Below are 21,622 nucleotides of genomic sequence, written 5' to 3' on the forward strand. Positions count from 1 at the left end.
CTGGAGGTAATACCAATGCCCATTGAGATTCCTACAGATCTGACCCCCGAACTCGTCCCCCTGTCCTGGCTCATCGGTGAGTGGGAGGGCCGGGGGCGGCTGGGCAGCGGCGACGAGGATTCTGAACACTTCCTGCAGCACGTCTCCTTCACCCACAACGGGCTGCCGTACCTGCAGTACCGTGCCGAAAGCTGGTTGACCGACGACGAAGGGACGCGCCTGCGTCCGCTCACCGTCGAAACCGGCTTCTGGGCGCTGGAGCGCAAGCAGCTTGACGCCGACGGCGGCCCCGGGCTGGTGCCGGCAGACATCGTCCCGGTGCTGAAAAGCGCCGACGAGGTCGAAGCGCTGCGCAACAAGGACGGCGGCTTCGACATCTCCGTATCCATCGCCCACCCCGGCGGCATCACGGAGCTGTACTACGGCCAAATCAAAGGGCCGCAGATCCAGCTGACCACCGACATGGTGATGCGCGGCAGCCACTCCAAGGACTACAGCGCCGCCACCCGCATATTTGGCCTGGTGGACGGCAACCTGTTGTGGCGCTGGGACGTTGCCACCGGGGGTGACGCAGGAAAAGGGCTGGAGGCCCACGCCTCCGCGTTCCTGCACCGGGTCTCATGACCAGACAGGGTCTTCCGGACCCATAAGAGGGGAGCGGCACCGTGGGAGAAAGCACCGTCCAGGCAGAACCGGCTGATTACAGCGACCTGAAAGCTGTCTTCTTCAATGGCACGCTGAAGAAGTCGCCGCAGACGTCCAATACGGACGGGCTGATCCGGATCAGCCGCATGATCATGGAAAAACACGGCGTGGGCACCACGGTGATCCGGACGGTGGACCATGACATCGCCAGCGGCGTCTACCCCGACATGACCCAGTACGGCTGGGCCACCGACGAGTGGCCCCAGCTTTACCCCGCGGTCAAGGAAGCCGACATCGTGGTGGTGGCCGGGCCCATCTGGTTGGGGGACAACTCGTCCCAGACCAAGAAACTGATCGAACGCCTCTACGCCCACTCCGGCGAACTCAACAGCAAGGGCCAATGGGCGTTCTATCCCAAGGTCGGCGGTTGCCTGATCACCGGAAACGAGGACGGGATCAAGCATTGCGCCATGAACGTCCTCTACAGCCTTCAGCACATCGGCTTCAGCATCCCGCCGCAGGCCGACGCCGGATGGATCGGACCCGTGGGGCCCGGCCCGAGCTACCTCGATGAAGGCTCCGGCGGCCCGGAAACCGACTTCACCAATCGGAACACGACGTTCATGACCTGGAACCTCCTGCACCTGGCCCGGACCCTCAAGGACTCCGGGGGCTACCCCGCGTTCGGAAACCTGCCCGGCGAATGGGCTGCCGGAACAAGGTTCGATTTCGAAAATCCGGAATACCGCTGACCTCCAAGGACTTCTACTTCATATGACTACGCCCAGCCCTTTGTTGTCGCGCCCCGGTGCCGTCGAGGCCACCGGTCCTGACGCCGGAGTCGCCGCCCACTACGGCGAGCCGCTGCGCGAGCAGCGCGCCCTTGCCGCCGGAACTGCCGTCGTCGACCTTTCCCACCGCGGCGTGGTCACCGTCACCGGGCCCGACAGGCTCAGCTGGCTCAACACCCTGTCTTCCCAGCAGGTGGCAGCCCTGAAGCCGGGCGAGTCCAGCGAACTGCTGCTCCTCAGCGTCCAAGGCCGGATCGACTTCGATGCCCGTGTGGTCGATGACGGGGAAACCACCTGGCTGATCGTCGAAGCAGCAGAGGCCGCCCCGCTGGCCGAGTACCTCAACCGCATGAAGTTCATGCTGCGGGTGGAGATTGCCGACGTCTCCGCGGACTGGGCCGTGGCCGGCAGCACCAGGGCCGTGCCGGAATGGGCCGGGCACCTCGCCTGGCAGGACCCGTGGCCACACGTGTCCGCGGGCGGGTACTCCTATGCCACCGTTTCCGAGGAGAACCACCCCGGCCTTGAACGTCCCTGGTTCGAGTACCTCATCCCTGCCGGCGGCCTTGAGGACGCCCTTGCCGGCCGGCCCCTGGCCGGTGTGCTCGCTGCTGAGGCCCTTCGCGTGGCCGCCTGGCGGCCCCGGATCGGCGCCGAAACGGATGACAAGACCATCCCGCACGAACTGGACTTGCTGCGCACGGCCGTGCACCTGGCCAAGGGCTGCTACAAGGGCCAGGAAACCATCGCCCGCGTCCACAACCTCGGGCACCCGCCGCGCCGGCTGGTGTTCCTCCAGCTGGACGGATCGCAGCACACCCTGCCCGCCGCCGGCAGCCCCGTCATGGCCGGGGAGCGGAAAGTGGGGACCGTGACCTCGGTGGCGCAGCACTACGAGATGGGTCCGGTGGCCCTGGCAGTCATAAAACGTTCAGTGGCCCCGGATGACATACTGACGGTCCTGGACGGCGATGAGCCGTATGCGGCCTCCCAGGAGCTCATCGTCGCCCCCGACGCCGGCCAGGTTGTGGGGCGCCAAACCGGATTCCTGAGGGGGCCGCGCTGATGACCGGGAACACCACGCCCGTCCACGCCGCGGCGAAGTCAACGGAGGGGCACGACGACGATGCGCTGGCTTTGGCGCATACGCTCTTCCAGGCTGCCCGTGAAGGGGACGCCGCGCTGCTTGGTCCCTACCTGGAGGCCGGTGTCCCCGCCACCATGACGAACTCCGCCGGCGACTCCCTGCTGATGCTCGCCGCGTATCATGGCCATGCCGGAACCGTACAGCTGCTGCTGCAGCACGGCGCCGACGCCAACACCGCCAACGATCGGGGCCAGACCCCCCTCGCCGGAGCGGCATTCAAGGGCTACACGGATGTGGCCCGCGTCCTGCTGGGCGCCGGAGCGGATCCGGACGCCGGTGCGCCGTCGGCCAGGGCCGCAGCGCAAATGTTTGCCCGCAAAGAGATCCTGGACCTGCTGGGCTGATCTTCCCGGGTTTCCGCCCGGGCACCAAAACAAAACTCCAGAAGGATGACCGAGTGGAAAACGTAGAAAAGCCGTGGCCGGCGCTGTGGTCCCTGGTGATCGGGTTCTTCATGATCCTGATCGACAGCACCATCGTCTCGGTAGCGAATCCCCGGATCATGGAGGGACTGCACGCCGATATCAACTCGGTGATCTGGGTGACCAGCGCCTACCTGCTGGCTTACGCCGTCCCGCTGCTCATCACGGGCCGCCTCGGTGACAGGTTCGGGCCGCGGAAGCTGTACCTGCTGGGCCTGGTGGTGTTCACCCTGGCCTCGCTGTGGTGTGGCCTGGCCCAAAATGTGGAAACCCTGATCACGGCCCGCGTGGTGCAGGGGCTCGGCGCCGCAGTCATGACGCCCCAGACCATGGCGGTCATCACCCGCATCTTTCCGCCGGACCGCCGTGGCTCCGCCATGGCCGTCTGGGGTGCCACGGCCGGCATGGCCACCCTGGTGGGGCCCATCCTGGGCGGTGTCCTGGTGGACGGCCTGGGCTGGGAGTGGATCTTCTTCATCAACGTGCCCATCGGCGTCGTGGGCTTCATCCTGGCCATGCGCAACGTCCCGGCACTGAGCACCCACCCGCACCGGTTCGATATCCCCGGCGTCCTGCTGAGCGCCGTCGGACTCTTCCTCCTGGTCTTCGGTATCCAGGAAGGCGAGACGTACAACTGGGGGACCATCACCGGGCCCATCAGCGTCTGGGGACTCATTATTGCCGGCCTGGTAGTCCTGGCCGCCTTCGTGGCATGGCAGCGCTTCAACAAGGGCGAACCGCTCCTGCCGCTGGGCCTGTTCCGGGACCGGAACTTCTCCCTCGCCAACCTTGGCATCACCATGGTGGGGTTCACCGTCACGTCCTTCAGCCTGCCGCTGATCTTCTACTACCAGCTGGTCCGCGGCCTGACGCCCACCCAGTCGGCACTCCTGATGGTGCCCATGGCGCTGATTTCGGGCGGCATGGCGCCCGTGGTGGGCAAGATCGTGGACCGGGTCAACCCCAAATACCTTGCCGCCGGCGGCCTGACGCTGATGGCTGTCGCCCTTGTCTGGAACGGCCTGCTCATGCAGCCGGACACACCCATCCTGCTGTTCCTTCTCCCCAGCGCTGTCCTGGGGTTCGCCAACGCCGGCATCTGGGCACCGTTAAGCACCACCGCCACCCGGAACCTGCCGCCGCGCCAGGCCGGCGCAGGTTCCGGCGTCTACAACACCACCCGGCAGTTCGGGGCCGTGCTGGGCAGCGCAGCTATTGCCGTCCTGATCCAGTCCCGGCTCGCCGCGGAACTCCCGTCCGGCGGCCCTGCGGCATCAGCCGGTGAAGGGATGGCGATGGGCGGTACGTTGCCCGGATTCCTGCAGGCAGGGTTCTCGACGGCGATGGCCCAGTCGATCCTGCTGCCCGCCGGCGTTGTGCTCGCCGGGGCGGCGGTGGCACTGTTCTTCGCCAAGCCCAAGCCGGTCCAGGACTGGGGCGCCGCGGGCAGCCCGGCCTCAGCGAAGGTGGACGCTGGTCTGGATTCCGCCGGCTGACAGGCCCAGCTTCCGGGCCAATGCCAGGCAGCCGGTGTTGCTGACATCAGCGCGCCACTGCAGGGTAAGCCCGGCGGCCAGGGCCTCGTGGGCAGCGATGGACCCCGCCAGCGCTCCCAGGCCGCGGCGCCGCCAGTCCGGGTCCACCAGGACGCCCATGTTGGCCAGCAGGCCCTCCCACTCGCCGTAGGCCCCGCAGGCCAGGGGCACGCGCCTGCCGTCCAGTTCATGGACGATGGTGTATCGGTTCTCGAGGTCGGACAGGCCCACTTCATTCACGTCATCCGGCGGGCACCTGCCCTCCAGTTCGATCGCCTCGGGATTCCCGTGCGAGACCGTCAGTTCCTCCGACGGTTGCTGCAGCGGCAGGTCGTCGGCAAAGAACAGGGCCGCGGCGCCCAGCCCGTGGCCACCCTGTTCCCTGGTCAGTTTCAGGAGGGTGACATGCTGGGCCATTTCCTCGTCGGGGATGCCGGCCGCTGCCTCGATGATGCTCCGTGGTCCTACCAGGACGGAACTGCCGAACAGCCGCACAAACTCGACGGTCCGGGCGGATTCGTCGGCGCGGACAATCCGTTCGCCGGATGCCAGGGCATCTCCGAATGCGTCGTCGTCAAGGCCCAGCCGGCGTGCCCACGCCAGCTGGATGATGGCCGCTGAGCCGGGATCGAGTGTCATGGTCCCAGCCTAGGGCGGCCCAGTGGCTTAGCCGAACAGGACCGCGGCCTCGTCGTAGCGGTTTTGCGGGACGGTCTTGAGCTGGCCCAGGGCCTCCTCGAAGGCGACATGCTGGATGTCGGTGCCCTTCAGCGCCACCATGGTGCCCCAGTAGCCTTCCACCACGGAGTCAATGGCGGCCATGCCCAGCCGGGTGGCAAGGACCCGGTCGAAGGCTGAGGGGACACCGCCGCGCTGGATGTGCCCCAGGATGGTGGCTCGGGTTTCGATGCCGGTCCGTGCTTCAAGTTCGGGCGCAAGCTGGTCCGCGATGCCGCCCAGGCGCGGACGGCCGAAGGTGTCCAGGCCACGCTCCGAGTGCGGGCTTTCCATGTGTTCGGGCACGAAGCCCTCGGCCACCACCACAAGGGGTGCGCGGCCGCGGGCATGGGCTTCCTTGACCCATTCGGTGACCTGCTCGATGCTGACCTTCTGCTCCGGGATGAGGATGGCGTGCGCCCCGGCTGCCATCCCGGCGTGCAGTGCAATCCAGCCCACGTGGCGGCCCATCACCTCGGCAATCATGCAGCGGTGGTGGGATTCACCCGTGGTGCGGAGCCGGTCGATCGCCTCGGTGGCGATCTGTACCGCGGTGTCGAAACCGAAGGTGTAGTCGGTGGCGTCAAGGTCGTTGTCAACGGTCTTGGGGACACCCACGATCTTGAGTCCGGCGTCGGTCAGGCGCTTGGCCGCTGCCAACGTACCCTCACCGCCGATTGCGATGATGGCATCGATGCCAAGCCGGTCCATGTGGGCTTTGATGGCCTCGGGACCGCCGCCGTTTTCGAACGGGTTGGTGCGGGAAGTGCCCAGGATGGTCCCGCCCTGCTTGGCGATGCCGCGGACCATGGTGCGGGGGATGTCGATGATGTCGCCCTCCACCACGCCCCGCCAGCCATCCCGGAATCCGACGAATTCCTGGCCATGGACGGCGATGCCCTTCAGTACCGCGCCGCGGATCACGGCATTCAATCCGGGGCAGTCGCCACCGCTGGTGAGGATTCCAATTTTCATGTTCGGCTCAAATCCTGGGAAGAAGGTTTACAGGCAGAGCGCCACGCTGAGCTCACCTAGAAGTGTAGTGGGGTGTGTGGGGTACGACACAAACCGGTTACATTGGGGCCGGCCGCCGGGGACACGGCAAGGCCCCCGCCGTGGATTATGACTACCCACGGTCAGGGGCCTAAGGCGCGGTCAGGGCCGGTTGAGCGACCGCCGGTCCAGGAAGGTCTGCAGCAGGATTTCATTGCGCTGGTCCGGGATGATGATCCAGGCCAGGAGGTAGAAGACCACGGCTGGTCCGGGGAGCAGGCACAACAGGAGGAAAGCGATGCGGACATAGGCAACGTCGACGTTGAGCTGCGCCGCGATTCCTCCGAGTACTCCACCCACCCAGCGCTGCGGCCCGCGCTTCAGGCCGAAGCCCCTGACAATGCTGAAGAACTTATCCATGGTTCAAGACTTCCCTGTAGTTGGTTGGTTGTCACGTTTCCGGGCTGAGAGCAGGCCGCCCACCACCAGGGCCACTCCGGCGCCGATCATGAGGCCGATCAGGACGTAGGTGCCATTGAGGGCGACGATCCCCAGTTGGGCCACGATGATCAGCGCGGCCAGCGCCAGGACGATCAGTCCCCACACCACCGTTCCCACCCTTGCCGGTGCCGGTCCGGCGGTGTCGTGGCCCGCCGTCGTCGGAATGTTGCTGTTGTCCATGTCAGTTGCCTTCCTGGATCGTGACGTTGCTGAAGGTGCCGTCGATCTGGACCACCAGGTGGTTGCCGGGCCGGTCGGTGTTGTAGCTGCTTTGGCGGGTGGTGGTGCCGCCGCGCTGGCCTCCGCCCTCATTCAGGTTGCCCATGGTCATGTCCGCCTTGATGTCCACCGGCACGTTCTGCGGAATCACCACGGTCACGTTGCTTGCGGTGATGTCCAGGGGAACCACGACGTCGGACGTCAGGGGGGCGGTTGGGGACAGGCCCGTGAGGTCCACGGTTCCACGTCCGGCGGTGATGTCGATTCCACCGCGTGCTTCCTCGATGCTGGCGGGGTTCCAGTCCACCTGTTGGAACCGCATCCGGCCATCGTCCAGGGTGTTGTAGACGCCCCCGGTGACCAGTGCAACCACGGCGAAGAGGCTCAGGATGCCGGAAGTGCGGCCGCGGAAGCCCGCCACCAGGATGCCCAGGCCCAGGACCGCTGCCGCGCTGGCCCACACTATGGCGTTGGCGGAGCCGCCCAGGTTGATGACGTTCGCGGCGTCGAGGGCCTTCAGCCCACCGCCCACCACCAGGGCGGAACCCGTTGCGATGGCCACGCCGGGGGCGCCGGGACCGGACGGCCGGGGCTTGGGCGGCCGCGGCGGAACCCATGGGCTGGGGTAGCTGCCGCCGCCGGGCGCTCCGCGGCCGGGACCGCCGGGAGACGTGCCGCCAACGCCGCCGGAGCCGGGAGCCGGTGGCACACTTCCGGCCGGGCTGTAGCCGCCCTGGCCGTAAGGGCCGCCCGTTGCGCTGGTGTCCGCCGTGCCTGCGGTGCTGCTGCCATAGGGCGGCGCCGCAGCCGCAGCCGGTCCGGCTTCGGTGCCGGCGGAGAACGTCGCGGTGTGGGCCGCGCCGGAACTCCCCATCGGATAGGTCCCGGCTGGTGCGGCACCGCCGTGGCCGGCCATGGTGGGGTGGGCCTTGTTGCGCTGGGAGAGGTAGTAGATCAGGTAGATGGCGCCGCCAACCCAGAAGAGGGTCCACAGCAGCCCGCTGAGGCCGTTATGGCTCCAGCCCCAGAAGCCTCCGCCCAGGCCCGTGAGGCCCAGGATGGTGGCGATGAGGGAACCTGTCATGCCGCTGGACCAGCGGCCCGCACCGGCTTCCTGAACATGGATCCTGCCGTCCGGTTCCGGGAGGAAGGCCCAGGCCAGGCCGTACAACAGGACTCCGATGCCTGCCAGGAGGGTCAGGACAATGAAGACGCCGCGGATGATGATGGGGTCAACGCCCAGCCTGTGCGCAATACCGCTGCAGACGCCGCCAACCCACCGGTCATTGCCGCGGTAGATGCCGTTGCTGCGGATCCAGCCGAAGAAGTCGGTGGACGGAGCGGGTGCCGGGCTGCCCTGGTACGCATAGTTGGGTGAAGGTTCCGCCGGCGGGCCTGTGGCGGGGTCAGGAGGCGTCGGGCCGGAGGATGGCAGCGGCTCGGTGGGCTGCCCGCTGTCCGTTCCGGGCTGCTCCTTGCGAAGGGGCTCGGCAGGGTGTTCGTCGTCGGGGGAGGGGGTCTGCGAGTTCATACCTCGATCCTCCCGTCCATGCCCGGCGGCCCTCTACTGGTGGAAACCCTGAACCGTCCCTGAGCTGTCCCCGGGAAGCGGCTGAATGCGGTCCGGGCAACCCTGATCCATGTTTGGATTGACCCATGACAACCCTTCCGGTGCGGCCGCCCCTGGCGCGGAGCAGCGACCGTGTCATCGCCGGGGTGTGCTCCGGCTTGGCTGCACACCTGGGCTGGCCGGTGCGGAACGTCCGCCTGGGCATGGTCCTGGCGTGCTTCGCAGGCGGTGCCGGCCTGGTCTTCTACGCATGGCTCTGGATCATGGTGCCCACCGCGGACGAGGCCGTGCGCCGCAACGCCCGCCGCCCGGCGTCGCCCATTGCCCCGGCGGTGAGCCGGCCCGCCCAGGGGACCGCTGCCGACGCCGGATCCCCGGCAGGTGCCCCCGGTCCGGTTCCGGACGGCGCCGGAGTGCCGCCGGGCGCCCCTTGGTTCCGGGCGCACGGCATGCGGTACGGCAAGGAAATCCTGCTGGGCTGCGGGCTCCTGCTCGTCGCAGGCATCATGATCGCCCAGCTGCTGGGCGTGGACGTATCACTGGGAACGCTGATCCCGGCGGCCGCGGTCCTGGGCGGCGCCTCGATCGCATGGATGCAGCTGGATGAGACCCGTCGCGCAGGGCTGGTGGACAAGACCAAGGCTGACCAGGCCGGCGGCTGGGGCCGCCTCGCTGCAGGCCTGGCGCTGGTGGTGGCCGGGGTCCTGGTGATGGTCTCCGGCTCGGGGTCATGGGAGCAAACGTGGCTTGCGCTGCTTGCCTCGGTGGCCGTCCTGGGCGGGGTGGTGCTGGTCCTGCTGCCCTGGGCGCTGAAGTTTTGGCGTGACCTCGAGGCCGAACGCGCCGGCCGGATCCGGGAGACGGAACGTGCCGAAATTGCCGCCCACCTCCACGACTCCGTGCTTCAGACCCTCGCCTTGATCCAGCGGCGGGCGGGCAACGAGCACGACGTCGTCCGCCTGGCCCGTGCCCAGGAACGCGAGCTGCGCGGCTGGCTTTTCCAGGACCCCGGCCGGGAAAGCGGGCAGCTTTCAGACCGGATCAAGGCCGTTGCCGGCGAGGTGGAGGACCTGCTTGGCAACGCCGTGGAGGTGGTCACCGTTGGTGATGCCCCCATGACCGAGGCGTACGAAGCCTTGGTCCAGGCAAGCCGGGAAGCCATGCTCAATGCATCCCGCCATGGTGGTGGCGGGACGGTCTCGGTCTACCTTGAGGCATCGGACGGGCTGGCCGAGATCTTCATCAAGGACAGGGGCCCGGGCTTTGAGCTGGGGGACGTACCGGCGGACCGGCTGGGCATCCGGGAATCGATCATCGGCAGGATGAAACGGCACGGCGGCTCGGCTGCCATCCTCAGCACGGGGGACGGCACGGAGGTCCGGCTCCGGCTGCCGGCGGCAGCAGAACACGCGGAAGGAAAATCATGAACCTGACCCAGGGGGCCGGCGGCGGAAGCGCCCGGCCGGCCAACTCCGCACGGGTGGTCATCGTGGATGACCACGCCATCTTCCGGTCCGGCCTGAAAGCGGACCTTGACCCCAGCATCCAGGTGGTGGGTGAGGCTGCCACCGTGGAGCAGGCCATCGCCGTGATTGCCCAGCAGCGGCCCGACGTCGTCCTCCTGGACGTCCACCTCCCCGGCGGACTGGGCGGCGGCGGCCGGGAAGTCATCGCCGGATCCGCCGCGCTCCTGTCCAGCACCCGGTTCCTGGCGCTGAGTGTGTCCGACGCCGCAGAGGATGTGGTCGCAGTGATCCGCGCCGGCGCCCGGGGCTATGTCACCAAGACCATTTCCGGCGCCGAGATCACCGACGCCGTGTTCCGGGTAGCCGGCGGCGATGCGGTCTTCTCACCCCGGCTTGCCGGTTTTGTCCTGGACGCCTTCGGCACTGCTCCCGCGGACATTGCCGACGACGAACTCGACAAGCTCTCAGCCCGCGAGCTTGAGGTCATGCGGCTCATCGCCAGGGGCTACAGCTACAAGGAGGTGGCCAAGGAGCTCTTCATCAGCATCAAGACCGTGGAAACCCATGTCTCGGCGGTTCTGCGCAAGCTCCAGCTCTCCAGCCGGCACGAACTAACCAAGTGGGCCGCGGAGCGCCGCCTCCTCTAAACGCCCCATCAGATCCTGCGTCTCTAACCCAAACGCCCCATCAGATCCTGCGTCTCTAACCCAAACGCCGCATCAGCTCCTGCGTCTCTAAGCCAAACGCCCCATCACCTGGTGATGGGGCGTTTGGGTTATTCCTGCGGAAGGTGATGGGGCGACTACTGGGCCTTGCCGAGGAAGTCCTGCAGGCGCTGGACGCCCGTGGCGAGGTCGTCGTCGCCCAGGGCATAAGAGAGACGCAGGAAGCCGGAGGGCCCAAACGCCTCACCCGGAACCACCGCCACCTCAACCTCGTCGAGGATCAGCGCAGCCAGCTCCGCGGACGTCTGCGGCGTAGCGGTGCCGGAAGCGGTGGGGAACTCCTTGCCCAGCAGCGCACGGACGTCCGCGTACACGTAAAAGGCGCCCTTCGGCGTCGGGCACTCCACGCCTTCAATGGCATTCAGCCCTGCAACGATGGCCTTCCGACGACGGTCGAATGCCACTTTCATCTCGTCGACTGCGGTCAAGGGGCCGGACACGGCGGCGAGGGCAGCGATCTGCATGATGTTGGACACGTTGGACGTGGCGTGCGACTGCAGGTTCGTGGCCGCCTTGATGACGTCCGCGGGACCGATCATCCAGCCCACGCGCCAGCCGGTCATGGCGTAGGTTTTGGCAACACCGTTGAGGATGACCACCTTGTCGCCCAGCTCGGGGGCAGCAGTGGCGATGGACGTGAAACGTACGCCGTCGTACGTCAGGTGCTCGTAGATTTCGTCAGTAACCACCCAGAGTCCCTTTGCCGCGGCCCACTTGCCGATCTCCGCCACCTGCCCGGGGGAGTAGACAGCGCCCGTGGGGTTCGACGGCGAGACGAACAGCAGGACCTTGGTCCGGTCCGTCACGGCTGCTTCGAGCTGGTCAACGGTCACGAGGTAGTCCTGTTCAGGCCCGGCAAACACTTCCACGGGGACGCCGCCGGCCAGCCGGATGGCTTCAGGGTAGGTGGTCCAGAACGGGGAGGGCACGATGACCTCGTCGCCTGGGTCCACCAGCGTGGCGAAGGTGTTGTAGACAGCCTGCTTGCCGCCGTTGGTGACCAGCACCTGTGAAGGATCCACGGAGTAGCCCGAGTCGCGCAGGGTCTTCTCCGCGATGGCCTTCTTCAGTTCGGGCAGCCCGCCTGCGGGGGAGTAGCGGTGGAACCTGGGCTGGGACGCCGCCTCGATGGCCGCCTGGACAATGTAGTCCGGGGTGGGGAAGTCGGGTTCGCCCGCACCGAAGCCAATAACCGGCCGGCCAGCTGCCTTCAGCGCCTTGGCCTTGGCATCGACGGCCAGGGTTGCGGATTCGGCAATTGCGGAGATGCGTTGGGAAACGCGGGCGAAAGGCATTGGCAGGTCCGTTCTTCGCTTGCAGCCCAGGGGCTGGAATGTGGGATTCGACGAGTTCTACTCTATGCTGTTCACCGGACCCTCCGGGGTGCCGGTTTTGATTTATGACTGCCCCGCGCAGCAGGATCCGGGCCGGGCAGCGGATGGTCCGGAAAACGGGCTGGTTTTACCTACGCGAAGTTCTTGCGTAGACTGGTTCACCGGTGTTGAAACACGGATGATGGCGTGCGCCCCAGTTCAAGCTGGTGGTTGGCCATCAAAGAGTGCAATTCACTCCATAGGGTAGTGGCGCAATTGGTAGCGCAGCGGTCTCCAAAACCGCAGGTTGCAGGTTCGAGTCCTGTCTGCCCTGCGCAAGCTGCTCCGGGTGAAAGCCCGGAGCAGGCGCAGCAACCATGGTTCTGATCAGGGCCGGGTAATCCACCATTGCAAAGATGAGCGAGGACCAGGTGACCGAAACAGCTGCCAGCAGCTCCAAGGGCCGCCCAGTTAAGAAGGAAGCCAAGGCAAACTTCTTCGCCCGCATTGCACTCTTTGTCCGCCAGATCATCGGCGAACTGAAGAAGGTTGTTGCCCCCACCCGCAAGGAACTGATCAACTACACGCTCGTGGTGCTGGTGTTCGTGGCCATCATGATGGTCATCGTCAGCCTGCTGGACATTGGTTTCGGAACCGCTGTCAGCTGGATCTTCGGCGGCACCGGCCCCAAGGACAGCTAAGGCTGAACGGTCCGCAGGCTGCGTGCTTCATCCGGGTAACCGGGAGGAAGCGCCGGCGTGCGGAATTGAGCCATTTAAATAGGCATGTTAGGCAATGAGGAAGCAGGAGACCAAGTGTCTGAGCAGGAGCTCGAGGTAACCGAGACGGGGCTGGAAGAATCCCCGGACGTCACGGCAGAAGCCGGTGAAGAGTCCGAGGTTGAGTCCTCCGCGCCCGAATCCGACGACGCCGCCTCCGACGCAGCAGTTGCTGACGAAGCCGACGCTTCAGAAGCCGACGGCGAAGATGAGCCTGCAGACGCCCTCGCCGCCGCGGCAGCCACCGCCGCCGCTGACCCGGCAGAGGAGTTCAAGGCCAAGCTGCGCCGCCAGGAGGGTGACTGGTACGTCATCCACTCCTACGCCGGCTACGAGAACCGCGTGAAGGCCAACCTTGAAACCCGCATCCAGACCCTGGACATGGAAGATTACATCTTCGAGATCCAGGTCCCCATGGAAGAAGTCGTGGAGATCAAGAACGCCCAGCGCAAGGTGATCAACCGCGTCCGCATCCCCGGCTACGTCCTGGTCCGCATGGACCTCACGGACGCCTCCTGGGGCGCCGTCCGCCACACCCCCGGCGTCACCGGCTTCGTGGGCAACGCCCACAACCCGGTTCCGCTGCGCCTGGACGAGGTCTTCTCCATGCTCGCCCCTGTCTTCGAAGAGGAACAGGCCGAGAAGGGCAAGCCGGTCAACAAGCAGAACCAGGCACCCGTGGCCGTGGACTTCGAAGTTGGCGAGTCCGTCATCGTCAAGGAAGGTCCGTTCGAGACCCTCCCCGCCACGATCTCCGAGATCAAGCCCGAGTCCCAGACCCTCGTGGTGCTGGTCTCCATCTTCGAGCGCGAAACGCCGGTCACCCTGGCGTTCAACCAGGTCACCAAGATCTGAAAATCCTAGAATTCGTCCCGGCGCCGCCCGCTTAGCGGCACCGGAACGGCCGGCCGCCTTGCCATGGCGGCCACAAACCTGAGGCACGCTCCTGTGCCCCAGGACGTTATTGAGAGAAGGACCCTACATTGGCTCCCAAGAAGAAGGTCACCGGCCTCATCAAGCTGCAGATCCAGGCAGGTGCCGCCAACCCGGCCCCGCCGATCGGTCCTGCGCTTGGCCAGCACGGTGTCAACATCATGGAATTCTGCAAGGCGTACAACGCTGCAACGGAAGCCCAGCGCGGCAACGTCATCCCCGTGGAAATCACCGTCTACGAGGACCGTTCCTTCACGTTCATCACCAAGACCCCGCCGGCTGCAGAGCTCATCAAGAAGGCTGCAGGCGTTGCCAAGGGTTCATCCACCCCGCACACCGTCAAGGTTGCCAAGCTGACCCAGGCCCAGGTCAACGAGATCGCCTCCACCAAGATGGAAGACCTCAACGCCACCAGCCTCGAAGGCGCAGCCAAGATCATCGCCGGCACCGCCCGCTCCATGGGCATCACCGTCGAGGGCTAACCACCCTTCCCGCTGTCCAGCGTCAAAGTAATTGACGACGACGGGCGGCACCGCCGGGACACCGGCACCAAACACATTGAAATGTCGGGCATCCGGGCCGGATAACGAACCGGACCACCGACTGTGGCAGGGCCCAGCGCGGTCCGCAGACCACAACTGCACAAGGAGAAATAAGCAGCATGGCAAAGCGCAGCAAAGCATATGAGGCAGCAGCCGCCAAGATCGACGCGGAGAAGCACTACGCACCGTTCGAGGCAGTAACGCTGGCCAAGGACACCAACCCGTCCAAGTTCGACGCCACGGTTGAGGTGGCCTTCCGCCTCGGCGTTGACCCCCGCAAGGCTGACCAGATGGTCCGCGGCACCGTCAACCTGCCCCACGGCACCGGTAAGACGGCCCGCGTCCTGGTCTTCGCCACGGGCGACAAGGCCGAGGCAGCAATCGCAGCCGGCGCCGACTTCGTTGGTTCCGACGACCTGATCGAAAAGATCGCCGCCGGCTGGACCGACTTCGACGCCGCCGTTGCCACCCCTGACCTCATGGGCAAGGTTGGCCGCCTCGGTAAGGTCCTGGGTCCGCGTAACCTGATGCCGAACCCGAAGACGGGCACCGTGACCCCCGACGTCACCAAGGCTGTCAACGACATCAAGGGTGGAAAGATCGACTTCCGCGTCGACAAGCACTCCAACCTGCACTTCATCATCGGCAAGGTTTCCTTCGACGCCATCAAGCTGGCCGAGAACTACGCAGCGGCACTGGAAGAGGTTCTTCGCCTCAAGCCGTCCGCCGCAAAGGGCCGCTACATCCAGAAGGCCACCGTTGCCACCACGTTCGGCCCGGGCATCTCCGTGGACCCCAACGTCACCAAGGTTCTGACCGAGGCATAGTCCTTCCTGAAGTTCCTGCCCCCGGATTGATTCCGGAGCAACCAAAGACCGTCCCGGCGCCAAGGCGCCGGGACGGTCTTTTTTGTGCCGGCTCCCACGCGGGCCGGTGCTGCCTAAGCTGGCTGCATGGACCACGTTGAGCGAACCGGCCCCCCACTGTCGCCGTCGATCCCCTCCTGGGCAATTGCCGCCGTCGTCATCCCGCCACGCGGACCCGACCGCCGCGGCACTGGACTGCCCGCGGACTTCCTGGCATGCCAGGCCATGAAGGAGGCCCACGCCCTCGAGCTTTGGGGAAGCCTGGAGCGCTGCCCCACCCTGGACGAAGCGCTGGAGTATTGGCGCGGGAACGAGTACGAGGAACGGCTGCTTTTCCTTGCCCGGGCCGGCGCTGAGCCGGTGGGGCTGTGCTCCGTGGCGCTGCCTCTGCGCGAGAACCTGGCCACGGCGGGGATCGACGTCCTGGTGGCTCCCGGCCGGCGCCGCAGGGGAGCGGGGCGGCGACTGCTGGAATATGCCGAAGCCGCGGCCCGCGCCCGCGGCAGGACATCCCTGGAGGGCTTCCATGAAGTTCCCTTGGACAAAATGCTCCAAGGTTCACGCATGGTCACCGCCAAATCGGGGGCGGGCCAGCTGCCGGCGGATGACCCTGCAACCGCCTTCGCCCTGGCCTCCGGGTACCAGCTCGAACAGGTGGAACGCTCCAGCAGGCTGGAGCTGCCAGTCGCCACGGACCTGTTGTCACAGCTGGCCGAGGACGCCGCAGCCCACTCCGGGGACTACGTGCTGGCCGGCTGGGACGACCACTGTCCGGACAAGTTCGTTGCAGGTTATGCCGGATTGAGGGCGCGGATGAGTACGGACGCGCCCACCGCCGGCATGGACTGGGAACGGGAGGACTGGGACGTCCAGCGCGTGCGCCGCGATGAAGAGGCCCAGGTCCGCAGCGGTGTGCAGACCTCCGTGGCCGCAGCCCTGCACCGGCAAAGCGGCGAACTGGTGGCGTATACGGTCCTGACCTGGCGCCCGGAGGTGCCGGAGTCGCTGATCCAGCAGGACACCCTGGTGGCGGCGGAGCATCGCGGCCACCGGCTGGGGATGCTGACCAAGGCGGCCAACCTGCGGCGGGCCCGGGAAAAATGGCCGCAGGCGCGCTCCGTCCTGACATGGAATGCCAGCGAAAACCAGCATATGCTGGCGATAAATACCGCCCTTGGATTCAGGCCCGCCGGCTATGAAGGTGAGTGGCAGAAACGGCTGGGATGATGCCAGAATGGCAATAGACGTGAAGATCGAGCAGCTCTGGATTCCCGACTCCCTGGACACCCCGGACGCTGCGGATTTCCTCGCCGCGGTGGAAGTGGGCCGCAAGGTCCGCATGCAGACGTGGGGCAGTGACGATCTTGCGTACGGTCCCGAGGAAAAACTGCTTGAGTTCGCGGACCCGTATGAGCGCCAGTTGATCCTCGTTGCCAGGGTGGACGGCGCGATCGTGGGCACGGTTGATATTGCGCTGCCCCTGACCGACCACCTGGACCTTGCCGAGCTCACCCTGGACATCCTGCCCGAGTTCCAGCGGCAGGGGGTGGGCCGCCGGCTCCTGGAGGCTGCCGAACAGCTGGCCCGGGGGGAGGGCCGCACCATGATCCTGGTGGATACCAACCATCCCGGGGCGTCCCTGCATGAGTTTGAACGGGCCCAGCTGGTGCCGGGCTCCGGGCAGGGCTTCGTGCCCCTGGAGAGCCGCGAGGTGGAGTTCGCACAGAAGACCGGCTACACCCTGCAGCACATCGAGCAGTTCAGTTCCTGCCTCCTGCCCCTGGACACCAAGCTGGTGGCCGACCTCCAGGCTGAGGCCGATGAAGCGAACAACGGCAGGTACCGGCTGCACCACTGGACGGACCGCTGCCCCGACCGCTGGCTGGAGGCCGTGGCCGCGCTGGAAAACCAGGCGGGCGCCGACGTGGACCCGTCACTGGACATGCCGGTTGAACAGGACATGGTGTTCGACGGCGGAATCCTGCGTGAGGCGGAGGACGTCGCCATCGCCCAAGGCAGGAGAACGGTGGTCACCGCCGTCGAGCACATCGCCACGGGGGCCCTGGTGGGCCTTACCACCATCACTGTCCTTGCGCACCGGGCGGACGTGGTGTTCCAGGACGATACCCTGGTCCTCCAGGAGCACAGGGGCAACAAGCTCGGGCTGCTGATCAAGGTGGCCAACATGGAGCGGCTCAGCGAACAGTTCCCGGACGCCCGCATCATCTACACCTGGAACGCCCCGGAGAACCGGTACCTCCTCACGGTCAACAAGCAACTGGGATTCCAGACAGCCGGCGTCACCGGTATCTGGCAGAAGGAGCTCCCGACCCTGCACACCAGCACCAGCTGAGGCCGATTTGGCGGACCGGCAGCGCCTCGCGTAAGCTGGATGTACCAAAGACCGTCGGTTGTTGGAAATCCACTCTCCTGAACATGGCTCAACTCTGCAGTTGTGCGCGGGGGACCACAGTGGCTTTCCGGACGAAGGACCCTCAACGCAGGGCGGCCGGCGCAGGTGAACGAAGCAAGGCTCCACGGCAACGTGTTGAGCCAAGCCCCGTGCATCTGCGCGGGGCGTTTTTAGTTTTAGCTCTCTTGAGCGGGGACCGTCGAATACCGGCACTATCCCCGGAAGGAGGGTTATGGCAACGCCTACCAAGGTTTCAGCAGTAGCTGAGATCACTAACGATTTCAAGGAATCGAACGCCGCTGTCCTGACCGAATACCGCGGGCTCACCGTTGCACAGCTCAAGCAGCTGCGTGTTTCTCTCGGCCAGGACACCAAGTTCGCGGTCGTCAAGAACACCCTGACCGCCATTGCAGCCAAGGAAGCCGGCGTCGAAGCATTCGACGGCCAGCTTGCCGGCCCCACTGCAATCGCGTTCATCAAGGGTGACGCAGTTGCCGCTGCCAAGAGCCTGACGGATTTTGCCAAGGCCAACAAGCAGCTGGTCATCAAGACCGGTTACTTCGAGGGCAAGGCGCTGGACGCCACCGAGGTCGCCGCACTGGCTGCCCTCGAGTCCCGCGAGCTGCAGCTCGCCAAGGTTGCAGGCGTCCTCAAGGCACCTGCCGCCGCAGCTGCACGCATCATCGACGCACTGCGCCTCAAGCTTGAAGAAGAGAACGGTGCACCGGCAGCTGCCGAAGCGCCCGCCGCTGAAGAAGCCCCCGCCGCTGAAGCTGACGCTCCCGCCGAAGCTCCCGCTGCCGAAGAGAACTAATTCTCTTACCCCCACCAGACTCCGGTGTCCGTCCGGCCCAGCGCCTCCCGGTCACCACAACAGGAAGGACGCCTACCATGGCGAAGCTCAGCAACGAAGAGCTCATTGAAGCTTTCAAGGAACTGACCATCATCGAGCTCTCCGAGTTCGTCAAGCTCTTCGAAGAGACCTTCGAAGTTACCGCTGCTGCTGTAGCTGTTGCCGGCCCCGCCGGTGGCGGCGCCGCTGAAGAGGTTGAAGAGAAGACCGACTTCGACGTCATCCTCGAATCTGCCGGTGACAAGAAGATCGCAGTCATCAAGGAAGTTCGCGCCATCACCTCCCTCGGCCTCAAGGAAGCCAAGGACCTGGTTGACAGCGCCCCCAAGGCTGTTCTCGAAGGCGCCAACAAGGAAGCTGCCGAGAAGGCCAAGGAGCAGCTCGAGGCTGCAGGCGCCACCGTTACCCTCAAGTAACAGCGCCTTTTCCTTCGGAAACCCCGTCCACTCCGGTGGGCGGGGTTTCCTGCGTTAACGAGCTCGACCGATTCCAGGTCCCGCATGGACGGGATCGCTGATGTCCGCCACCACGGCTTCCAGGGCGGCAGTCAGAGCGTCGGCGTCGACGAACGCGCTGTATCCGTGCGCACCGGCGCCCATGGAGATGCGCCGCCCGGCGATGGTGGCGTCGGCATAGACAGGCCAGGCAGTGGTGCTGCCAAGCGGGGTGATGGTGCCCCGCTCGTAGCCGGTGGCCTCCAGCGCAGTTCCTGCGGGCGGCAGGGACAGCTTGTTCACGCCTACCAGGGCGCGGAGCTTGGGCCACGAAATCTGCCGGTCACCGGGGATCAGCGCAAAGAGGAACGTCCCGTCCTTGTGCTTCACTACCAGGGATTTGACGATGTCCGCCGGCGTGATGCCCAGGATGCCCGCGGCCTCTTCAAGGCTCTTCGCTGCGGGCCGCTCCACGACGTCCACTTCCAGGCCACGGGCAGCGGCGTCGGCCAGGAACCGTTCCCGTCCGGCGCCGTCCGCTCCGCTTCCGGATGGGCCCGCCATCAGTCGCGGTACAGCAGGAGGGCCTCGCCCTGCCCGCCCCCGCCGCAGAGGGACACCGCAGCCCTGCCGGTGCCACGCCGCTTCAGCTCATGTGCGGCATGGGCCGCCAACCGTGCGCCCGAGGCCCCGATCGGATGCCCCAGGGCGATGGCGCCGCCATGGATATTGCACTTCTCCAGCGGGTAGTCCAGGTCCTTGAGGGACTGCACAGCCACCGAACCGAAGGCTTCGTTGATCTCGATGAAGTCAAGATCGGCGGTGCTCCACCCCGCCTTGCCCAGGGCGTTCATGATGGCGTTGGAGGGCTGTGAATGCAACGAATTGTCAGGGCCGGCCACCTGCCCAGGCTTCCCCACCACCGCCAGGTATTCCAGCCCGTGCTCCTCCGCATAGCCGCGGGAGGTGAGTACCAAAGCAGCGGCGCCGTCGGACAGGGGAGAGGAATTGCCAGCGGTGATGGTGCCGTCGGTGACGAACGCGGCGCGCAGGCCCGCCAGCGACTCGACCGAGGTGTTGGGGCGGACCCCTTCGTCGGCGTCCACGACCAGGGGCTCGCCCTTGCGCTGCTTGACGCTGATGGGTGCGATCTCGCCGTCGAACGTTCCGTTCTTCGCCGCAAGCGCAGCGCGCTGGTGCGATTGGGCCGCGACGTTGTCCTGCGACAAGCGGTCAATGCCCAGCGTGAGGTTCCGTGTTTCCGTGGACAGTCCCATGGACTGGCCGTCGAAGGCATCGGTCAGCCCGTCATGGGCGGCTGCGTCCAGCGCCTGGATGGAGCCGTACGTCCAGCCCTGGCGTGAACCAGGAAGCAGGTGCGGTGCGCGGCTCATCGATTCCTGGCCGCCGGCAACCACCACGGCGGCCTCGCCGGCTCGGATCATCCGGGCGGCATCGATCACCGCGGTCAGGCCGGAAAGGCAGACCTTGTTGACGGTCACCGCGGGGACGTTCCACCCGATGCCGGCGCCGATGGCGCTCTGCCGGGCGGGGTTCTGTCCGGCTCCTGCCTGCAGGACCTGGCCCATGATGACGGATTCCACGGCGGCCGCGTCGACACCGCTGTGTTCCAGTGCGGCCTTGATGGCGTGGGCACCAAGATCCACTGCCGTGAGGCTGGACAGCTGGCCGTTGATCCGGCCCTGCGGCGTCCGTGCCGCCCCGAGGATGACAACGTCGCTGTTGTCGGAAGAGTTGCCCATGGTTACCACTTTCCGTCCGGTTTTGATCTAAGCCACCAAGGCTATCGTGAGCCTGGTCACCCAACTATTCAAACGCCAAAGCCGCTATGTGCATTCCGGCCATGCGGCCGGGAGGGCGGGGGAGATGTCCCCATCCGTGGGGTTATGCACGACGGCGGGCGCCTGCGTAGGGTGGACGGCGAGGCTTTGCAGGGGGACGCCAGGTCCGGAGCCGGGATGGACGGAGCGACATTGTGAAGAAACCACTGACGGCGGTTGCCGTGGCCGTGGCGGTCCTGACCGGTGGCGCCCTGGCGGGCTGTTCGGTCTCCACGCCGGCGCCCGCGGAATCCACCCGCTTCACAACGGCTGCGTCGAACCCGGATAACAGCACGGAGAGCAGCAGCCCTGCCGCCTCCACAGGCTCGGGAAGTTCAGCGGCCGGCGGAGCCAGGGCGGCCTGCGAACTCTTCAACAAGTTGGTGGCGGACTATGCCGCGGTTTCCCCCACCGACCCGCAGGGCTACGAAGACGTCTACACGAAAGCCCAGGACGCCAAGGAGACCGTTTCCGGGGACCTGAAGGGACTCTTCACCTCGCTGGGCCTGCTGGCCATCGACCACTCATCGGCTGCGGAGTCCGGGGGCAAGCCGTCCCGGGAATCGGAGGACGCCGTACGGGATGCCGTCTTCGCGAACGCCGGAACCTGCACGGCGGAGGGCGTGACGCTGCGCCTCTAGCCTGTTTCGGACCTCACGGTACGGAGCCGGCGAACAAGGTGCTTGCATTCCGGCAGGAAGTGGGGTAGACACGTAGGTTGTTTTGCCGTATCGTAGATATTTGCGTCTTCCCTGTTTACCTTCAGCCTTCATATAGCGGTGGGCTTTGCCTGGCAGCTGGCAATCAACGTGCCGTAACAACGGTTACAGCATAGTCAGTCCAGGCCCCGGGTCATATAGCGGAACCGGATGGTAGCGCTGCGGAGTCACTTCGCAGGGTGCACAGCGGGGGAGATC

At 66.1% G+C, this 21,622-nt stretch carries 24 protein-coding genes and 1 tRNA gene; 17 read left to right on the forward strand and 8 right to left on the reverse strand.

The features are described from left to right. Positions 1–15 precede the first annotated feature (15 nt). Genes NIBR502771_RS10680 through NIBR502771_RS10700 form a run of 5 tightly spaced genes read left to right on the forward strand, consistent with a single transcriptional unit; the run spans position 16 to position 4,501 of the window. On the forward strand, positions 16–624 hold the full coding sequence (locus tag NIBR502771_RS10680) for an FABP family protein (RefSeq protein ID WP_141159741.1): 609 nt from the start codon (positions 16–18) through the stop codon (positions 622–624). Between the two features lie 41 nt (positions 625–665). Then, positions 666–1,397, forward strand: a complete 732-nt coding sequence (locus NIBR502771_RS10685; RefSeq protein ID WP_141159742.1) for a flavodoxin family protein — start codon at positions 666–668, stop codon at positions 1,395–1,397. Positions 1,398–1,419: 22 nt separating this feature from the next. After that, a complete protein-coding gene (locus NIBR502771_RS10690) occupies positions 1,420–2,502 on the forward strand; it encodes a folate-binding protein YgfZ (RefSeq protein WP_168225739.1) in 1,083 nt (360 codons plus the stop codon). Further along, positions 2,502–2,927, forward strand: coding sequence for an ankyrin repeat domain-containing protein (locus tag NIBR502771_RS10695; RefSeq protein ID WP_141159743.1), 426 nt, complete (start codon positions 2,502–2,504; stop codon positions 2,925–2,927). The genes NIBR502771_RS10690 and NIBR502771_RS10695 overlap by 1 nt, the downstream gene beginning before the upstream one ends. Positions 2,928–2,980: 53 nt before the next feature. Further along, positions 2,981–4,501, forward strand: coding sequence for a DHA2 family efflux MFS transporter permease subunit (locus NIBR502771_RS10700; protein WP_141159744.1), 1,521 nt, complete (start codon positions 2,981–2,983; stop codon positions 4,499–4,501). On the opposite strand, the gene NIBR502771_RS10705 is transcribed toward NIBR502771_RS10700, so the two are convergent. The 5 genes from NIBR502771_RS10705 to NIBR502771_RS10725 form a co-directional block, all read right to left on the reverse strand. Further along, positions 4,463–5,179: a GNAT family N-acetyltransferase gene (locus NIBR502771_RS10705; RefSeq protein ID WP_141159745.1), complete on the reverse strand. Its 717-nt coding sequence runs from the start codon at positions 5,177–5,179 to the stop codon at positions 4,463–4,465. The two genes, NIBR502771_RS10700 and NIBR502771_RS10705, sit on opposite strands and share 39 nt — an antisense overlap. A 27-nt stretch (positions 5,180–5,206) precedes the next feature. Further along, positions 5,207–6,232 (reverse strand): ATP-dependent 6-phosphofructokinase, encoded by a 1,026-nt coding sequence (locus NIBR502771_RS10710; RefSeq protein ID WP_141159746.1) that lies wholly within the window; start codon positions 6,230–6,232, stop codon positions 5,207–5,209. Between the two features lie 180 nt (positions 6,233–6,412). Beyond that, positions 6,413–6,670, reverse strand: a complete 258-nt coding sequence (locus tag NIBR502771_RS10715) for a PspC domain-containing protein (protein WP_141159747.1) — start codon at positions 6,668–6,670, stop codon at positions 6,413–6,415. 3 nt (positions 6,671–6,673) lie between these two features. Then, positions 6,674–6,931, reverse strand: coding sequence for a hypothetical protein (locus NIBR502771_RS10720; RefSeq protein ID WP_141159748.1), 258 nt, complete (start codon positions 6,929–6,931; stop codon positions 6,674–6,676). Position 6,932: 1 nt separating this feature from the next. Continuing rightward, a complete protein-coding gene (locus NIBR502771_RS10725; protein ID WP_141159749.1) occupies positions 6,933–8,501 on the reverse strand; it encodes a PspC domain-containing protein in 1,569 nt (522 codons plus the stop codon). Positions 8,502–8,626: 125 nt separating this feature from the next. On the opposite strand from NIBR502771_RS10725, the gene NIBR502771_RS10730 reads away from it, so the two are divergent. Continuing rightward, positions 8,627–9,967: an ATP-binding protein gene (locus NIBR502771_RS10730; protein ID WP_141159750.1), complete on the forward strand. Its 1,341-nt coding sequence runs from the start codon at positions 8,627–8,629 to the stop codon at positions 9,965–9,967. After that, positions 9,964–10,653 (forward strand): response regulator transcription factor, encoded by a 690-nt coding sequence (locus NIBR502771_RS10735; RefSeq protein WP_141182134.1) that lies wholly within the window; start codon positions 9,964–9,966, stop codon positions 10,651–10,653. The genes NIBR502771_RS10730 and NIBR502771_RS10735 overlap by 4 nt, the downstream gene beginning before the upstream one ends. A 155-nt stretch (positions 10,654–10,808) precedes the next feature. Here the strand turns inward: NIBR502771_RS10735 and NIBR502771_RS10740 are convergent, their stop codons facing one another. After that, positions 10,809–12,026 carry a pyridoxal phosphate-dependent aminotransferase gene (locus tag NIBR502771_RS10740; protein WP_141159751.1) on the reverse strand — a complete coding sequence of 406 codons (1,218 nt, stop codon included), beginning with the start codon at positions 12,024–12,026 and terminating at the stop codon, positions 10,809–10,811. Between the two features lie 279 nt (positions 12,027–12,305). Between NIBR502771_RS10740 and NIBR502771_RS10745 the strand changes: the two genes are divergently transcribed. The 9 genes from NIBR502771_RS10745 (at position 12,306) to rplL (ending at position 18,846) form a co-directional block, all read left to right on the forward strand. Next, positions 12,306–12,378 (forward strand) — tRNA-Trp (locus tag NIBR502771_RS10745). 82 nt (positions 12,379–12,460) lie between these two features. Further along, entirely contained in the window at positions 12,461–12,745 is a 285-nt protein-coding gene (gene secE / locus NIBR502771_RS10750) for a preprotein translocase subunit SecE (RefSeq protein ID WP_141159752.1), read from the forward strand. A 114-nt stretch (positions 12,746–12,859) separates the two neighbouring features. Next, positions 12,860–13,678 carry a transcription termination/antitermination protein NusG gene (gene nusG / locus NIBR502771_RS10755; protein ID WP_141159753.1) on the forward strand — a complete coding sequence of 273 codons (819 nt, stop codon included), beginning with the start codon at positions 12,860–12,862 and terminating at the stop codon, positions 13,676–13,678. 128 nt (positions 13,679–13,806) lie between these two features. After that, positions 13,807–14,238 carry a 50S ribosomal protein L11 gene (gene rplK, locus NIBR502771_RS10760; protein ID WP_018760472.1) on the forward strand — a complete coding sequence of 144 codons (432 nt, stop codon included), beginning with the start codon at positions 13,807–13,809 and terminating at the stop codon, positions 14,236–14,238. A 179-nt stretch (positions 14,239–14,417) separates the two neighbouring features. Continuing rightward, positions 14,418–15,125, forward strand: a complete 708-nt coding sequence (rplA, locus tag NIBR502771_RS10765; protein ID WP_018760471.1) for a 50S ribosomal protein L1 — start codon at positions 14,418–14,420, stop codon at positions 15,123–15,125. A gap of 126 nt (positions 15,126–15,251) precedes the next feature. Then, positions 15,252–16,391 carry a GNAT family N-acetyltransferase gene (locus tag NIBR502771_RS10770; protein ID WP_141159754.1) on the forward strand — a complete coding sequence of 380 codons (1,140 nt, stop codon included), beginning with the start codon at positions 15,252–15,254 and terminating at the stop codon, positions 16,389–16,391. A 7-nt stretch (positions 16,392–16,398) separates the two neighbouring features. Beyond that, positions 16,399–17,517 carry a GNAT family N-acetyltransferase gene (locus tag NIBR502771_RS10775; protein ID WP_141159755.1) on the forward strand — a complete coding sequence of 373 codons (1,119 nt, stop codon included), beginning with the start codon at positions 16,399–16,401 and terminating at the stop codon, positions 17,515–17,517. Between the two features lie 292 nt (positions 17,518–17,809). Further along, on the forward strand, positions 17,810–18,391 hold the full coding sequence (gene rplJ, locus NIBR502771_RS10780) for a 50S ribosomal protein L10 (protein WP_141159756.1): 582 nt from the start codon (positions 17,810–17,812) through the stop codon (positions 18,389–18,391). Between the two features lie 77 nt (positions 18,392–18,468). Beyond that, a complete protein-coding gene (gene rplL / locus NIBR502771_RS10785) occupies positions 18,469–18,846 on the forward strand; it encodes a 50S ribosomal protein L7/L12 (protein WP_018760467.1) in 378 nt (125 codons plus the stop codon). A 54-nt stretch (positions 18,847–18,900) separates the two neighbouring features. On the opposite strand, the gene NIBR502771_RS10790 is transcribed toward rplL, so the two are convergent. Next, on the reverse strand, positions 18,901–19,428 hold the full coding sequence (locus tag NIBR502771_RS10790) for an aminoacyl-tRNA deacylase (protein WP_141159757.1): 528 nt from the start codon (positions 19,426–19,428) through the stop codon (positions 18,901–18,903). After that, positions 19,428–20,627, reverse strand: a complete 1,200-nt coding sequence (locus NIBR502771_RS10795; RefSeq protein ID WP_141159758.1) for an acetyl-CoA C-acetyltransferase — start codon at positions 20,625–20,627, stop codon at positions 19,428–19,430. Before NIBR502771_RS10795 ends, NIBR502771_RS10790 begins: the two co-directional genes overlap by 1 nt. Before the next feature lie 233 nt (positions 20,628–20,860). On the opposite strand from NIBR502771_RS10795, the gene NIBR502771_RS10800 reads away from it, so the two are divergent. Further along, positions 20,861–21,346 (forward strand): hypothetical protein, encoded by a 486-nt coding sequence (locus NIBR502771_RS10800; protein ID WP_246839642.1) that lies wholly within the window; start codon positions 20,861–20,863, stop codon positions 21,344–21,346. The last annotated feature ends 276 nt before the right edge of the window (positions 21,347–21,622 follow it).

The organism is Pseudarthrobacter sp. NIBRBAC000502771, assembly GCF_006517215.1.
Classification (GTDB): domain Bacteria; phylum Actinomycetota; class Actinomycetes; order Actinomycetales; family Micrococcaceae; genus Arthrobacter; species Arthrobacter niigatensis.

Excerpts from the sequence above, each read along its gene's own strand:
- NIBR502771_RS10720 (WP_141159748.1), bottom strand. The coding sequence starts at position 6,931 with ATGGACAACAGCAACATTCCGACGACGGCGGGCCACGACACCGCCGGA.
- NIBR502771_RS10725 (WP_141159749.1), bottom strand. The coding sequence starts at position 8,501 with ATGAACTCGCAGACCCCCTCCCCCGACGACGAACACCCTGCCGAGCCC.
- NIBR502771_RS10705 (WP_141159745.1), bottom strand. The coding sequence starts at position 5,179 with ATGACACTCGATCCCGGCTCAGCGGCCATCATCCAGCTGGCGTGGGCA.
- NIBR502771_RS10795 (WP_141159758.1), bottom strand. The coding sequence starts at position 20,627 with ATGGGCAACTCTTCCGACAACAGCGACGTTGTCATCCTCGGGGCGGCA.
- NIBR502771_RS10740 (WP_141159751.1), bottom strand. The coding sequence starts at position 12,026 with ATGCCTTTCGCCCGCGTTTCCCAACGCATCTCCGCAATTGCCGAATCC.
- NIBR502771_RS10730 (WP_141159750.1), top strand. The coding sequence starts at position 8,627 with ATGACAACCCTTCCGGTGCGGCCGCCCCTGGCGCGGAGCAGCGACCGT.
- secE (WP_141159752.1), top strand. The coding sequence starts at position 12,461 with ATGAGCGAGGACCAGGTGACCGAAACAGCTGCCAGCAGCTCCAAGGGC.
- NIBR502771_RS10775 (WP_141159755.1), top strand. The coding sequence starts at position 16,399 with ATGGCAATAGACGTGAAGATCGAGCAGCTCTGGATTCCCGACTCCCTG.
- NIBR502771_RS10710 (WP_141159746.1), bottom strand. The coding sequence starts at position 6,232 with ATGAAAATTGGAATCCTCACCAGCGGTGGCGACTGCCCCGGATTGAAT.
- NIBR502771_RS10695 (WP_141159743.1), top strand. The coding sequence starts at position 2,502 with ATGACCGGGAACACCACGCCCGTCCACGCCGCGGCGAAGTCAACGGAG.
- NIBR502771_RS10790 (WP_141159757.1), bottom strand. The coding sequence starts at position 19,428 with ATGGCGGGCCCATCCGGAAGCGGAGCGGACGGCGCCGGACGGGAACGG.
- rplJ (WP_141159756.1), top strand. The coding sequence starts at position 17,810 with ATGGCAACGCCTACCAAGGTTTCAGCAGTAGCTGAGATCACTAACGAT.
- rplL (WP_018760467.1), top strand. The coding sequence starts at position 18,469 with ATGGCGAAGCTCAGCAACGAAGAGCTCATTGAAGCTTTCAAGGAACTG.
- NIBR502771_RS10690 (WP_168225739.1), top strand. The coding sequence starts at position 1,420 with ATGACTACGCCCAGCCCTTTGTTGTCGCGCCCCGGTGCCGTCGAGGCC.
- rplA (WP_018760471.1), top strand. The coding sequence starts at position 14,418 with ATGGCAAAGCGCAGCAAAGCATATGAGGCAGCAGCCGCCAAGATCGAC.
- NIBR502771_RS10735 (WP_141182134.1), top strand. The coding sequence starts at position 9,964 with ATGAACCTGACCCAGGGGGCCGGCGGCGGAAGCGCCCGGCCGGCCAAC.
- NIBR502771_RS10770 (WP_141159754.1), top strand. The coding sequence starts at position 15,252 with ATGGACCACGTTGAGCGAACCGGCCCCCCACTGTCGCCGTCGATCCCC.
- NIBR502771_RS10715 (WP_141159747.1), bottom strand. The coding sequence starts at position 6,670 with ATGGATAAGTTCTTCAGCATTGTCAGGGGCTTCGGCCTGAAGCGCGGG.
- NIBR502771_RS10680 (WP_141159741.1), top strand. The coding sequence starts at position 16 with ATGCCCATTGAGATTCCTACAGATCTGACCCCCGAACTCGTCCCCCTG.